The organism is Blastopirellula marina DSM 3645 (assembly GCF_000153105.1).
In the GTDB taxonomy this organism is placed as follows: Bacteria; Planctomycetota; Planctomycetia; order Pirellulales; family Pirellulaceae; genus Blastopirellula; species Blastopirellula marina.
The window spans coordinates 346,985-361,081 of the sequence record NZ_CH672377.1 but is presented as its reverse complement, the minus strand read 5'-3'; the positions used below and the strand labels follow the sequence as shown (position 1 = coordinate 361,081).

Here is a 14,097-nt window from a genome sequence, read left to right as displayed (position 1 = left end):
AGAGCTGGCTTGGGAGCCAGCTCTGCGCATTTCGTATTCTTCGCGAACCGCGATTCTAGATGATCTCGTGAATCGGTTCGACGTGTTCGACGCCGGTCAGTTTTTGATCCAGTCCGCTGTAGAAGTAGCTGAGATGATTGGGATCGAGTCCCAGTTGATGCAGCACCGTCGCGTGCATGTCTTTCACCTTCAGGGGACGTTCGACCGCTTCGGCGCCCAGTTCGTCGGTCGCGCCAACGGTCGTTCCCCCTTTGATCCCGCCGCCGGCCATCCACATGGTGAAGCCGTACGAGTTGTGATCGCGGCCGGTTCCTTCGGCATATTCGGCCGTCGGCTGACGACCAAACTCGCCTCCCCAGATTACCAGCGTGTCGTCCAACAAACCGGTCCGCTTCAGGTCTTTCAGCAACCCGGCGATCGGCTTGTCGGTACGACCGGCATGATAGGTGTGATTTTTCACCAGATCGCCGTGAGCGTCCCAGTTGGCGTCGTTGTGGTGACCGCCGGAGTAAAGTTGCACGAAGCGGACGCCGCGTTGCACCAAGCGGCGCGCCATCAAGCAGCGTCGGCCGAACTCTTCGGTCTGCGGATCGTCCATGCCGTACAGCTTGATCGTATCTTCGGTTTCGTCGGCGAAGTCAACCGCTTCCGGCGCCGACTCTTGCATCTTGTAGGCCAACTCATAGCTGGCGATCCGCGCCGCTAAGTCCGAGTTATCGACGCGCGACGCCAAGTGGCGATCGTTCGAATCCTTCAACGTATCAAGAATGTCGCGCTGCATTTCACGCGTGATTCCTTGCGGCGGCTTCAGGTCGATGATCGGCGCTCCTTTGGAGCGGAAGATCGAACCTTGGTAGGTCGCCGGCATGAAACCGCTCGACCAGTTTTTGGCGCCGCTGATCGGACCGCCGGTCGGATCGAGCATGACGACGTGCCCCGGCAAGTTTTCGTTGACGCTGCCGAGTCCGTAGTTGACCCACGAACCCATGCAAGGGAAGCCGCTCAAAATGCGACCGGAGTTCATGTTTAGCATCGCCGAGCCGTGGATCGGCGATTCGGCCGTCATCGATTTCAAAAAGGCGATGTCATCCACGCAGCTTCCCAGGTGCGGGAACAGGTCCGAAACCATCTGACCCGACTCGCCGTAGGGCTTGAATTTCCATTTTGGCCCCACAACGCGCCCTTCGCTTTTCGCGCCGCCGCGTCCTTTGGTCTTTACCGGAATCGTCTTCCCGTCAAGCGGATAGAGATCCGGCTTGTAGTCGAACGTATCGACATGACTGGGACCGCCGTACATGAAGAGAAAAATGACGTTCTTCGCTTTGGCCGGAAAGTGGGGAGCCTTCGCCGCCAGCGGATTCTGGAAGGTTTTTTCGCCTTCCGACGCTTGGGCCTGATTGGCCATAAAGCCATCTTTCGCCAGCATCGCCGTCAGCGCGAGCCCGGTGAACTTGCCCCCGGTTTCCCAAAGGAATTCGCGTCGAGTTCGTCCGCAAAAGTCGCCGTGCGGAGGGTTGTTGTGGGCCATCGTATTTCTCTCCATTTCTGCAACGTGGAACCGGCGATCCAAATGATCGCCGCCGCAATTGCAGTTTGGTTAGTCAATAAAAATGAATTCGTTCAAGTTCAGCACCATCAAGCAATACAGATCGAGGGCACGATCATCGCTCAGCGTGTGATTCTCCTTCAGCTTGGCGATCAGGTCTTCGCCCGCTTGGATGTCGGCTTCGGTCGCGTCGCGTCCTAAGCCTTTCTCAAGCGATAAGACGATCTGTTGACGCAAGTCGCCGGGCGCTTCTTTGCGGAGTAAGTCGCCAAACTCTTTGGCCTGCTCATTCAAGAAGTCGCCGTTGAGCATGCCGAGCGCTTGGGCCGGCTGCGTCGTCGCGAAACGTTCCGGGCAAAGCGCATCGGTTTCGGGGAAATCGTAGTTCGCCAGCATCGGCGGAATGAGCGAGCGTTTGACGAAGATGTAAATCGCGCGACGGTTTCGTTCTTCTTCCGACGAATCATGCCAACCGGCGCCGGGTTGCGACTGTCCTGCTTTCACTTCGTCCGAAACCTTCGGGTAGTAGCTAGGGCCAAACATCTTGTCGTTCAGCGAGCCGTTGGCGACCAGCAGCGAATCGTAAATCTCTTCGGCCGACAGACGACGCATGTCGTGACGCCATAACAGATTGTTCGCCGGGTCTTTCGCCAAAGCCGGTTCGGAACCGGCCGACGACATTTGATACGTGTTGGACATCATGATCAGTTTGTGCAGCTGTTTCATGCTCCAACCGCTGGCCACAAACTGCTCGGCCAGCCAATCCAACAGCTTGGGATGGGTCGGCTGTGAGCCGAGCTGGCCAAAGTTGTCGGTCGAAGCGACGATGCCGCGGCCAAAGTGATGCTGCCACAAGCGGTTGGCCATGACGCGCGACGTCAGCATGTTGTCGTCCGACGCGATCCACTTGGCCAGCGCCAAGCGACGCCCTGACGTTTTTCCACCGGCAGGCGGAATAATCACCGGCTCGGGAGCTTCAAAAATATCAGGGAAGCCCAGCTTCACTTCATCCCCAGGGACGTGCGGGTTGCCGCGCATCATCAATCGCGTCTCTGGCGGCGGGTTTAACGCTTTGTTAATGGCCATCGCAAACTGGCGCTGAGGCAGCTTTTCCTGCTCGGTGCGAGCCGTTCGCAGTTCCTGTCGCAGCTCTTCGTAAAGCTTGCTCTGCTCCGGCAGAAATTCGCCGATTCGCTTCTCAAGTTCACGGCGCTTTTTCGGATTGCGGGCTTCATTTCGCTCTCCTTCCGGCAGCTTGTCGACGACCTGACGATAGATCTCGTCGAGCTCTCCTTGCAGGCGGCCGATTTTTTCATCCGCTTCATCATGACGTTTGCGAACCTCTGGGGAGGTGATTTCTCGCCGACTGTTCGAGATATCGCCGCGCGTTCCATACGGCGCCACATCGCGCATAAATGCGACCATTTCGTAATAGTCGGTCTGCGGGATCGGGTCGATCTTGTGGTCATGACAGCGAGCGCAATTGATCGTCAGACCAAGCATCGCTTTGCCGGTCGTGTTGACCAGGTCATCGTAATGGTCGAACTCGTGCTGCAGCGGATCGGCTGGTTCGTCGTCCCAAACGCCTAACCGGTAGTAACCAGTCGCGATAATCGACTCAGGCGTCGGGTTCGGAATTTCGTCTCCCGCCAATTGCTCGATCAGAAATTGATCGTACGGTTTGTCATCGTTGAACGAACGAATCACATAATCGCGGTACTTCCAAGCGTCCGGCTTGTCGCCGTCGCGTTCGAAGCTGTTCGTTTCGGCGAAGCGGACCAGATCGAGCCAGTGTCGTCCCCAGCGTTCGCCGTACTGCGGCGAAGCGAGTAAACGGTCGACCAGGTTCTCATAAGCTTGCGGCGAATCGTCGGCGGCGAACGCTTCGATCTCGTCGTAGGTCGGCGGCAAGCCGGTCAGGTCGTAATAGGCGCGGCGGATCAACGTCCGGCGATCGGCGCGCGGATTCGGCTGCAGACCGTTGGTTTCCAATCGCTTCAGGACAAAGTTGTCGATTGGGTTAGCGACTAGTTCTGGGTGCTGCACTTCGGGGGGAGTCTGCGGTTCTGGCTTTTCAAACGCCCAATGCTTTTTCCATTTCGCGCCTTCGCTAATCCATTGGCGCAGCAGCGCGACCTCTTCTGACTTCAGCGGCTTCCCTTCTGGAGGCATCCGCTCGAAATCATCGGTCGACAGCACGCGGCGCAGCATCTCGCTTTCGTCGGGCTCGCCCGGCACGATCGCGGCCATGCCGGAATCGGCTTCGGCCAGTGCGCCTTCGCGCGTATCGATATGTAGTCCCGATTCAACGTCGCCGGGGCCATGACACGAGTAACATCGTTTGGCTAACAGCGGCTGAACGTCGCGTGCATAGTCGACTTCTTCCTGGGCGTAGCTAGCGGTGCAGAACGCCAGCAAGCAGGCCAAGGGGAAGGCAAGTTGGGTAATAAAACGACTCAATTCGAGACTCCACGATCGTCGGACGGGACGCATTCAAGGCAGGATGGTTGTCTGGCGGCAGGAACGAAATCATCAGAAAGGGGAAATGAACGATTTCATATCGCCTAATTCTTCCTCTTTACGGCGTTGGATTCAATGAGTTTTCGGTGCAGCGAATTGAGAAGTTTTGCAGGCTTGGCCAGCCGAGTGGAACAGAAAACTGGAAAAAACGGCAAAATCCACCCCAAAAACACGTTCACACTGCCGTTATTGCATTGCGTATGCCCTCGGACCTGGGTCATAATTGGTAAATTGGGAAAGCCGCCCTCGTTCACTCTTGAGAACTGTTACGCTCCATGCAACGTCGTCGCGTTATGTTGATTGTTGAAACGTCGCTGGTCTACGGGCGCGAGGTTTTACGGGGAATTAATCGATACGTCGTGGCGAATGAGCCTTGGTCGATCTATGTCGACCTACGTGAGTTGGTGGTCAGGCCCCCCGCTTGGTTGGAGAAATGGGAGGGAGACGGCATCATCACGCGGTCCACGACGCCCAGTCTTGCTGAGAAACTTCGCGCGTTGAAGATTCCGACGGTCGACCTGACCGACATCTACGGCAGTCAGGGTTTACCGCAGATCGGCACGAATCACGAAGCCGTTGGCAAAATGGGGGCGCAGCACCTTCTGGAGAGGGGGTTTCGTCATTTTGCTTTTTGCGGATTTACCGGACACAACTGGTCGTCACGTCGTCAGGAGGGGTTCAAGACGGTCGTGACCAAAGCCGGTTTCGACTTTCACCAATACCAATCTCCCTGGGATACGACGACCGCGCTGACCTGGGATGAGCAACAAAGCCAGATCGTCCGTTGGTTGGAGTCGCTGCCGCGACCGGCCGGCATCATGGCTTGTAACGACATGCGGGGACAGCACGTCTTGGACGCGTGTCGACGCATCGGAGTCGCCGTGCCGGAAGAAATCGCGGTGATCGGCGTCGACAATGACGAATTGGTTTGCGATCTCTGCGATCCGCCGTTGTCGAGCATTATGCCTAATCCGCAGCGGATCGGCTATGAAGCGGCGTCGATGTTGGATGCGCTGATGCGGGGCGAAAAGCCGAAGCAAATGAACAAGCTGATCGAACCGATCGGCGTTGTCACGCGGCAATCGACTGACGTATTGGCGATCGATGATCCATTGGTCGCGTCGGCGGTCAAATATATTCGGCAGCACGCGTGCGATGGGATCTCGGTCGAGGAAGTCTTGAAACAGGTCCCTGTTTCCCGCAGCATTTTGGAGCGCCGCTTCCGCAAGTACATCGGCCGTTCGCCGCAGTCCGAGATTCGCGCCGTCCAACTGAAGCGAGTCCGCCAACTGTTGCGTGAAACCGATTTGCCTCTAGAACGCATCGCGACGCTCGCGGGATACGACCATCCCGAATATATGAGCGTCGTCTTCAAGCGAGAACTCGGGCAAACGCCGGGGCAATATCGGACGCAAAACGTCAAAGGGGCGTCGCGGCGTTTCCGGTAATGTGCGATTCTTGAATAGCCGGAACAACCGAGGAGCATCACCCATGACGAGCCAACCGCTGCGCATCACCATCTGGAACGAGTTTGTCCACGAACGGGAAGATCCAGTTGTCGGCAAGCTCTATCCCGATGGCATTCATGGAGCGATCGCCGCGTCGCTGCGGGAGAAGTTGGGAGAAGCCGCCGAGGTGAGTACGGCGACACAGGATCAGCCCGAGCATGGTCTCTCGGCCGAGAAGCTGGCCGCGACCGACGTGCTCTACTGGTGGGGACATGCGGCGCACAACGATGTCAGCGACGAAGTGGTCGATCGCGTGCAACAGCGCGTGTTGGAAGGGATGGGGCTGGTCGTGCTGCACTCGGCGCACGACTCCAAAATCTTCAAGCGACTGCTCGGCACGCGGTGTAGTTTGCGCTGGCGCGAAGTGGGAGAACGGGAGCGGCTTTGGATCACCGCGCCGGGACATCCGCTTGTCAGCGGACTGCCGAGCGAATATATCGAGTTGCCGCATGCCGAAATGTACGGCGAATACTTCGACATTCCGCAGCCGGACGACGTGATCTTCATCAGTTGGTTTGAAGGGGGCGAGGTCTTTCGCAGCGGTTGCACGTTTACCCGCGGCGCCGGCAAGATCTTCTACTTTCGCCCTGGCCACGAAACCTATCCGATCTATTACGATCCCAACATCCAGCAGGTCCTCGCCAACGCAGCGATGTGGGCTAGGCCCAGCGGCGTGACCTATGTCGGAGAATGCCGCAATCCGCAGGAATCGCTCAGCCCGATTGAAAAACGCGATTAGGGCAATCTTCGGTAGGTGCAGCAAGCGCGGTAGATTTCCCATCCCACCACAGCCGTAACTCGCTTGCTTAACCCACCGGCGTACTAACGCATCGTGATTTTGCGACCATCGATCGTCACGCGGCCGGCGGCGAACGCTTGGAGAACGTGTGGGTAGAGTTCGCATTCGACCTCGAACACCCGCGCGGCGAGCGCAGCGGCGTCATCGTCGGGCAACACCGGGATCGATTGCTGCGCGACCACCGGTCCGTGGTCGTAATGATTGTCGACCAGGTGAACGGTGCAGCCGCTCACTTTGACGCCGTAATCGAGAGCGGCCTGATGAACTTTGGCGCCGTAAAAACCGGCGCCGCAAAACGACGGCACCAGTGACGGGTGGATGTTGATCACGCGATTTTCAAAATCGTCCGGGATCAAGACATGCTTCAAAAATCCCCCCATCACAATCAAGTCTGCCTGGGCGGCGCGACACGCGTCGAACACCGCCGTACTAAACGACTCCGTCGAGTCGTACGTACTCCAGTCGACCACTGTCGAGGGAATATCGGCGTCGGTCGCGTATTGCAGGCCTTTCGCTTTCGCGGTGCTCGAGACGACCATGGTAATCTTGATCCAGAGCTGATCGGCGGCGATCTTCTCAATCAGATTGCGCAGCGTCGTTCCGCCGCCTGAGATCAGCACGGCGACACGCAGCGGATTTTCAGCGGAATGAGTCGAACCGTTCACGCGTTAGACCTTCTTCACGAACAGCTTCGCCGCAAAATCGCCAATCTCACATTCGATCGCCGTAGCGCCGGTCAGGGCATTCAGGACTAGGCTCTCTCCCAGCGTTTCGCCGGTGATGTAGGCGCCGTTTTCGGTCAGCGCCGCGGTCAGTTCGTCGGCGTCAGTGGTGACGCCGATCTCGATCCGATCGGTGTAGGCCAGGTCCATTTCTTTGCGTTGATCTTGGATCAAACGCACCAGGTCTTTGCAGTATCCTTCACGCAGCAGTTCCGGCGTCAGCTCTTTGTTGAGCACGACGACGCACATTTTTCCTTGTGCGGCGGCCCAGCCAGGCTTCGCTTGCAGGCGAACTTGGATGTCTTCGCCGTCCAACTCAATCGCTTGGCCGCCAACTTCAAGCGTGATCTGGCCGTTGGATTCCAACTGCGACAACAACTCGCCCCCGTCCGCTTTCGCCAACGCGGCTTTGACTTGCGGCAATAGCTTGCCGATTTTCGGACCGAGACGCTTGAAGTTGGGCTGCACCTGATAGTCGATGTACTTCTGGCCTTCTTGCGTAAACTGGACATCTTTGACGTTCAGCTCTTCGCGGATCAAGCCGCCATGCGATTCGAGCCAGTCTTGATGCGTCGCGTCGGCCAACACCACTTCGACCAGCGATAATGGTTGGCGAACCTTCAGCTTCTCGTCCATGCGGGCCTTGCGGCCGAGCGACGAGATCTCGCGGATCAAGTTCATGCGCGTCGACAACTGCAGGTCGATCGCCGTTTCGTCGGGAGCAGGGAAGTCGCACAAGTGGACGCTTTCGATCGCGCGATCCCCAAAGACGCCGGCCAAACTGCGCCACAATCCTTCGGCCAAAAACGGCGTGAACGGCGCGATCAGCTTGCAGGTCGTGATCAAGCATTCGTAAAGCGTCCAGTAAGCGTCCTGCTTCTCGGGCGACTCTTTGTCGCCGCTCCAGAAGCGATCTCGACTGCGGCGTACGTACCAATTACTGAGCGCGTCGACAAAGTTGGTCAGCGCTCCGCACGCACCGTAGTTGTCATACGCATCCATCCGCTCGACGACCGTTGCGATCGCCTGATTCAATTCGCTCAGCACCCAACGATCCAACTCGCTGCGCTCGGCGGCGGGACGATAGCCTTTCGCGCCGGCAAAGTCGGCGCCCGACAATTGGCCTGCTTGGCCGGTCAGCGCTTGCTCGGGCTGGAAGCCGTCGATGTTGGCGTAGATCGTGAAGAAACTGTAGACGTTCCAGAGCCGCAGCAGGAACTCGGGAATGCTGTCTTTGATTGATTGTTCGTTGTAGCGGATCGACGTCCACGGCGGCTGATTGGCGAACAGATACCAGCGAAGTGCGTCGGCGCCATACTTGTCGAAGATCTCGTTCGGCTCGCGATAGTTTCGCTTGCTCTTTGACATCTTCTGGCCATCTTCGCCCAGCATCAGGCCAAGCACGATACAGTTTTTGAAAGGGTGCGGATACTCGTGCCGCACTGTCTGACCGTCGCCCCCTTTGCCGAACAGCAGCGTGCTGATCGCTAATTGGCTATAGAACCAACCACGCGTTTGATCGATCGCTTCGCTGATAAAGTCGGCCGGAAATTGCTCTTCAAACCGGTCGGCGTTTTGATGCGGATAGCCCCACTGCGCAAACGGCATCGCGCCGGAGTCAAACCAGCAGTCGATCACCTCGGTGACGCGCTGCATCTTCGCCCCTTTGGCGAACGGCGAATCGTAGGTGATCGCGTCGATGTAGGGCTTATGGATTTTCAGATCGTCGACCAATTCAGGATTCTTTTTCTTGGCCGCCGCCCAAACTTCAAAGCCGGTCGCGCCCGGCTTCGCTTCGAGTTCGGCGTAGCTGCAGACCGCTTCGGCTTGACCCGTTTCTTCGCAAACCCAGATCGGCAGCGGCGTTCCCCAATAACGTTCGCGCGACAGCGCCCAGTCAACGTTGGATTCGAGGAAGTTGCCGAAGCGCCCGTCACGGATGTGATCCGGCAACCAGTTGATCTGCTGGTTGTTCGCGACCATTTCGTCTTTAAACTGCGTCGTGCGAAGGAACCAGCTCTTCCGCGGATATTGGATCAGCGGATCTTCGTCGGCGCGCCAGCAGAAGGGATAGTCGTGCAGATATTGATCGAGCAAAAAGAGCCGACCGCGCGTTTTTAGCTCATGGGCGATGTCTTTGTCGGCCTCTTTGACCCAGCGACCTTGGTAGTCGGGCGCTTCGGCGGTGAACTTGCCGTCGGGACCGACCGCGCAGATCAAGTCAGGGCCTTCGCCCGGCGCGAAGCGATCTTGCTCTTCTTTCAAAACGTCGTAGTCGACCTCGCCAAACGCAGGCGCTTGATGGACGACGCCGGTTCCGCTGTCGGTTGTCACAAAGTCGGCCGCGACCACGCGCCATGCGAGATGCTGCGTCGCTTGAGGGTTGTCGGCCAATCTGCCTTGCGCATCACCGAGAGTCTTATAGTAGTAGTCAAACGGCGGCAGATAACGTTTGCCCAACAAGGCGGCGCCTAGGCAGGTCGCGATCGTCTTCCAGTTCTTCTTCGTTTTGGTCGCCAACGGTTCGACCAGCGCCGTGGCCAAGATCAGATGTTCGCCGGTCTCTTCATCTTCAACGGTCGAGTATTCCAGCTCGGGATGGACCGCGGCGAACTGATTGCTCGGCAGCGTCCAGGGAGTCGTCGTCCAAACCAACAGCGCGGTCTTGGGGTCTTCGACCAGCGGGAAGCGGACATAGACGCTGGGGTCGGCGACTTCGCGATACCCTTGGCCGACTTCGCCGGCGGAGAGCGCCGTTCCTCCTTGCGCCCACCACCAGACGATCTTGTGACCTTGGTAAAGCAGGCCGCGATCATAAAAGTTCTTCAGCGCCCACCAGACGCTTTCGACATAGCTTTGATGGTAGGTGACGTACGCTTCGTCCAGTTTCAGCCAAAAGCCGAGACGCTCGGTCAGACGTTCCCACTCTTGCATGTAGCGCCAAACGCTGGCCTGGCACTTGTGGATGAACGGTTCGATGCCGAAGTTTTCGATCTCTTCCTTCGAGTGGATCCCCATCTCTTTGCAGACTTCGACTTCGACCGGCAGCCCATGCGTGTCCCAGCCTGCTTTGCGCTCGCAGTAGTATCCCTTCATCGTGCGATAGCGAGGGAAGACGTCTTTGATCGCGCGGGTCAGGCAATGGCCGGGATGCGGCATGCCGTTGGCCGTGGGAGGTCCTTCGTAGAAGACGAATTTGGGACCGTCACGCCGCGCGTCGAGCGATTTTTCGTAGATCTTCTGCGACTTCCAAAAATCCAGAACTTCGGCTTCCAGTTGAGGGAACTGTACGTTTTGTTGGTTTTCAGGAAACATGTCGCAGTATTCGGTTTAAAGTCAAGCGATCGAACGACTTGGGATAGAACGCCCCAAGTAAACAGGCGATTTTCCCCTAGAAGCGCCAAAAATGGAATGCCCCCGCCGGAAAGGAGTTCCGCCAGGGGCATTCGAGGGTGACTTCGGTAACGCGGTTCGCGCAGCTGTAGCGACTATTCGGCCGCCAGATCGACGCAGACAAGCTCTTTGTCATTGCGGAGATAGGCCGATTGGTTCGCGTACGCTGGATGGCTCCAAACAACATCGCGGCCGAAAGCATTATTGGTCGGCTCCAAGATATGAGCGCGGTTGATCTCGGTATAACCCTCAGGCGTCAGGTCGGCGAAGATCAAGTCGCCGGTTTCGCTCGCCAGAATGAAACGATCGCCGGTCTCGCCCAGCTTCACCAAAAAAGCGGTCGCATGTTTGGGGCGACGCTCAGGCGAAGTCGGCTTTTGCGTTTCCCAGAGCCGCTCTCCGTCTTCGACTTTCGCGGCCATCAGCGCGCCGCTGATTCCATCCACGCCGTAGATCGTCTCTGCGGTCATAAACGGCGGAGCGTTGGCGGTCGCGATCGAAGATTTTCCGGTTCCTCGCCACAGGACTTCGGCGCCGGGTGCTTCGGTCAGTTTCAACATCACGCTGGTGTCCGAATATCCGCCGGCGAAGAGCATGTCACCCACCAGACGGGGCGGCGAAATCGACATCGCATACGAGGGCTCCAACGAAACCGTCCAATAAACTTCGCCGGTCGCCGGGTTCAAGCTGTTCAGGGAAAGAGGATGCCAAATCAGGAGTTGCTGTTTGCCGCCAAACTCGATTAGCGTCGGCGGGCAATAGCCTTGCGACGTGGAAGAAAGGGCGCGCCACAATTCTTTGCCGCTGTTCTTGTCAAAGGCGACCGCGATGGAGCCCTCGCCCCCCACCAAACAATAGAGCGTATCCCCGTCGACGAGCGGAGCGGCCGAATAACCCCAAAACGGCGCATCGCACTTGTATTCGTTGCGCAGTTCTTTCTTCCAGACGACGGAACCATCTTGGGTCTGGAAGCAGATCAGGTCTCCCTCGGCGCCCAACGTATAAACCTTATCGCCGTCGACGGTCGGCGTTGCCCGCGGTCCGGCGCCATAGCTGATGCTGTAGTCGCGAGGATACTCATATTTCCAAACTTCTTTTCCGCTTTCGGCATCCAAGCAAAGCACTCGTTCGACGCCGGTCAGAACGTCCGGTCCGCCGGCGTTGTTGGTGATGTCGCCTGATTTCTTCACATAGTCCGTCAGGAAGACGCGGCCATCCGCAACCGCCGGTCCCGAATAGCCGTAGCTGACCGGGACGCGCCATTTGATCTTGGCGCCAGTGTCAGGAAATTGGGTGACGACGCCGCTTTCGCGCCAAATACTGTCTCGCTGCGGACCAAGCCATTGGGGCCAATCGGCTGCCGAGAGGGGAGAAACCGTCAGGGCCAACAGCATCAACGAAGCGGACCGAATCATGAGCAAATTCCTGCAGCTTGGGGGGCAGTTCGGAAACGGACTGCGCCGCTTCGCGGCGCATTTCTGGTTTCGATGTCGCTAACGATCGCTACGTCACATGAACTTTGAGAAATACGTGGGGAGATTCGACCTGTTACGTAATTTTGTGGGGCGAAGTCAGTTTTTCCGTGAATGACGTCTAGTGATACGCTCGTTGCGAATCCGCGCTATTGGCCGTAAAATAAGCCGTTTTGACGCGGTTCGTTCCCCCACACCTGATCAGAGGATGTTCGCCTAATGCGATTTTTGCCCGCCTGGCTCGCCGTTCTGCTGTTGGTATTTACCACCGGATGTCCGAAGTCGACTCCGCAGACTCCTGCCAAAGTCGAGCCTGAGAAGGTCGAACCGGATGACGCCGCTGCCGTCGCCGCCCTGGAAGAGTTGGGGGGGCGTCTGACGAAGGATGAACGGGGAGTCGTCACCGTCGCCGACATGTCGGTCGCTTCGTTCAGCGATGAACAGTTAGAGCCGTTGTCGAAATTAAAGCATGTCAAAATCTTGAAGGTGTACGGCGCCGACGTCACCGACAAGACGATCGACAATCTTCTGCAGATGAAAGACCTACGCGACTTTAGCGCTGCGAACACGACGATCTCCGACGCCGGTATCGAAAAGCTGTCGGCGCTCAAAGATCTCTCGGTGCTGCAATTGCGCCGCACCAACATCAGCAACAAGTCGTTGGAGTCCATGCTGCAGTTGCCCAAGCTGCGCTATCTCGATCTGCGCTATGACGACATCACCGACGCCGGGATGGAGATCGTCGCCAAGATGCCGAATATGGAAGTCTTGCGTCTGGAAGGCGCGATCGTCGGCGACGAGGGACTGGCTCACCTGACCGGGCTCTCCAAGCTGAAGTTCCTGAACGTTCGCGGCACCAATGTGACCGACGCCGGCTTTAAGTCGATCGCGAATTTGACCAATCTCGAGACGCTAGAGACCAACGGCACCGCGTTGACGACCGAAGGAATGGAATATCTGGCGCCGCTGACCAAGGTCAAAACCTTGGAACTGATGCGCGCCCAAGTCAAAGATGACGGTTTTGTGCACTTGAAAGAGATGAAGCAACTCCAGAACCTCATGTTGCGACAGACGCGCGTCGCCGGAGCCGGGATGGAAAACCTGATCGGCATCGACACGCTCAAGTCGCTGGACGTCAGCGAAACGCCGTTTGGCGACGATGGCCTGATTCATGTTGGCAAGTTCAAGAATCTGGAAAAGCTGAACCTGTGGTTCACCAAAGTGACGCCGGATGGTTTGCCGCACATTAAAGACCTGACCAACATGAAGACGTTGATTCTCGACTATCAGGGGATCACCGACGATTCGCTGGAAAACCTGGTCGGCATGCAAAAGCTGCAGACGTTGTCGCTCAAAGATAACGACATGATCACCAACGAGTCGATCAAGTATCTGAAGCAACTGAAGGGTCTGAAAAAGATTTCGATCACCTTCACGCAGATCGACAGCCGCGGCGTCGCCGAGTTGAAAAAAGAACTCCCCGGTCTCGAAGTGGAACTCTAAAATGAGCGGAGGAGCTGGTCCCTTGGACGGCGATGTGATCGGCGTCGACCAACGGCAAAGCGGCGACCGCATCCCGTGCGCGGCGCACGTCGGCGATTGATTGCTTGATACGCAGCAGGAAGAGATCTCCATCGGTCTTGCGACTCCCTTCTTTGCGCAGACCATAGCCGGGCAACTGAATCATGAAGGTATGAAACCCTTGGTTTCGTAACCCTTTGGCCATCAACTGGCCGACCGTCATGCCGCTGCCGGACTCATGCACTACGATGATGGCCGGCGCTTTGGTCGCGTGTCCTTGTTCGTCTCGTGCGGCGTACCACTGCATGGCGACGCGGTCGTTCTTGTCGCTGCCGGTCGTCACCGGAGAGGGAAAACGCACCAGCGCATCGCCGCGTCCTTGGAGCGGCGTTTCGACCTCGGCGGAGAATTCGGTCCGAGGCCAGCAAAGTCCGTGTAGGCATGCCCGAGCGTCCGCGTCGTGTTCTTCAATGTCGGGCCAGCGTATCGATCGCCGGAAATGACTTTCCAATGGCGATCGACAGGTCCGCAGACGCGCGTTCGCCGGAAAGCTCACCAGCGCCAGCCACAAAATTACGAGAGTGAACAAGCGCTTCGGCATAGGACTTCTACTTGC

At 57.6% G+C, this 14,097-nt stretch carries 9 protein-coding genes; 3 read left to right on the top strand and 6 right to left on the bottom strand.

Annotation, left to right across the window (positions count from 1 at the left end; genetic code table 11):
* Positions 1-55: 55 nt before the first annotated feature.
* A complete protein-coding gene (locus tag DSM3645_RS20550; protein ID WP_002654482.1) occupies positions 56-1,528 on the bottom strand; it encodes a DUF1501 domain-containing protein in 1,473 nt (490 codons plus the stop codon).
* Between the two features lie 69 nt (positions 1,529-1,597).
* A complete protein-coding gene (locus DSM3645_RS20545) occupies positions 1,598-4,006 on the bottom strand; it encodes a PSD1 and planctomycete cytochrome C domain-containing protein (RefSeq protein WP_237564900.1) in 2,409 nt (802 codons plus the stop codon).
* 335 nt (positions 4,007-4,341) lie between these two features.
* Here DSM3645_RS20545 and DSM3645_RS20540 point away from each other — a divergent pair, with 335 nt between their 5' ends.
* Together DSM3645_RS20540 and DSM3645_RS20535 are read left to right on the top strand one after the other, a co-directional pair.
* Positions 4,342-5,514: an AraC family transcriptional regulator gene (locus DSM3645_RS20540; protein WP_002654480.1), complete on the top strand. Its 1,173-nt coding sequence runs from the start codon at positions 4,342-4,344 to the stop codon at positions 5,512-5,514.
* A gap of 43 nt (positions 5,515-5,557) precedes the next feature.
* Complete coding sequence (locus DSM3645_RS20535; protein ID WP_002654479.1) at positions 5,558-6,313, top strand: ThuA domain-containing protein; 756 nt, start codon at positions 5,558-5,560, stop codon at positions 6,311-6,313.
* Between the two features lie 83 nt (positions 6,314-6,396).
* Here the strand turns inward: DSM3645_RS20535 and purN are convergent, their stop codons facing one another.
* The 3 genes from purN to DSM3645_RS20520 all read right to left on the bottom strand — a co-directional run bounded on the left by purN (position 6,397) and on the right by DSM3645_RS20520 (position 11,903).
* Positions 6,397-7,038, bottom strand: a complete 642-nt coding sequence (gene purN, locus DSM3645_RS20530) for a phosphoribosylglycinamide formyltransferase (protein WP_002654478.1) — start codon at positions 7,036-7,038, stop codon at positions 6,397-6,399.
* Positions 7,039-7,041: 3 nt separating this feature from the next.
* Complete coding sequence (gene ileS / locus DSM3645_RS20525; protein WP_002654477.1) at positions 7,042-10,410, bottom strand: isoleucine--tRNA ligase; 3,369 nt, start codon at positions 10,408-10,410, stop codon at positions 7,042-7,044.
* 173 nt (positions 10,411-10,583) lie between these two features.
* Positions 10,584-11,903, bottom strand: coding sequence for a PQQ-binding-like beta-propeller repeat protein (locus tag DSM3645_RS20520; RefSeq protein ID WP_002654476.1), 1,320 nt, complete (start codon positions 11,901-11,903; stop codon positions 10,584-10,586).
* Positions 11,904-12,179: 276 nt separating this feature from the next.
* On the opposite strand from DSM3645_RS20520, the gene DSM3645_RS20515 reads away from it, so the two are divergent.
* Positions 12,180-13,463, top strand: a complete 1,284-nt coding sequence (locus DSM3645_RS20515) for a leucine-rich repeat domain-containing protein (RefSeq protein WP_002654475.1) — start codon at positions 12,180-12,182, stop codon at positions 13,461-13,463.
* On the opposite strand, the gene DSM3645_RS20510 is transcribed toward DSM3645_RS20515, so the two are convergent.
* Positions 13,393-14,082: an alpha/beta hydrolase family protein gene (locus DSM3645_RS20510; RefSeq protein WP_050769475.1), complete on the bottom strand. Its 690-nt coding sequence runs from the start codon at positions 14,080-14,082 to the stop codon at positions 13,393-13,395. The genes DSM3645_RS20515 and DSM3645_RS20510 overlap by 71 nt on opposite strands.
* Positions 14,083-14,097 lie beyond the last annotated feature (15 nt).

What these genes read in the sequence shown, in the direction of transcription:
- DSM3645_RS20550 (WP_002654482.1), bottom strand. Translation starts at nt 1,528, where the DNA reads ATGGCCCACAACAACCCTCCGCACGGCGACTTTTGCGGACGAACTCGA.
- DSM3645_RS20540 (WP_002654480.1), top strand. Translation starts at nt 4,342, where the DNA reads ATGCAACGTCGTCGCGTTATGTTGATTGTTGAAACGTCGCTGGTCTAC.
- DSM3645_RS20535 (WP_002654479.1), top strand. Translation starts at nt 5,558, where the DNA reads ATGACGAGCCAACCGCTGCGCATCACCATCTGGAACGAGTTTGTCCAC.
- ileS (WP_002654477.1), bottom strand. Translation starts at nt 10,410, where the DNA reads ATGTTTCCTGAAAACCAACAAAACGTACAGTTCCCTCAACTGGAAGCC.
- DSM3645_RS20520 (WP_002654476.1), bottom strand. Translation starts at nt 11,903, where the DNA reads ATGATTCGGTCCGCTTCGTTGATGCTGTTGGCCCTGACGGTTTCTCCC.
- DSM3645_RS20515 (WP_002654475.1), top strand. Translation starts at nt 12,180, where the DNA reads ATGCGATTTTTGCCCGCCTGGCTCGCCGTTCTGCTGTTGGTATTTACC.
- DSM3645_RS20510 (WP_050769475.1), bottom strand. Translation starts at nt 14,082, where the DNA reads ATGCCGAAGCGCTTGTTCACTCTCGTAATTTTGTGGCTGGCGCTGGTG.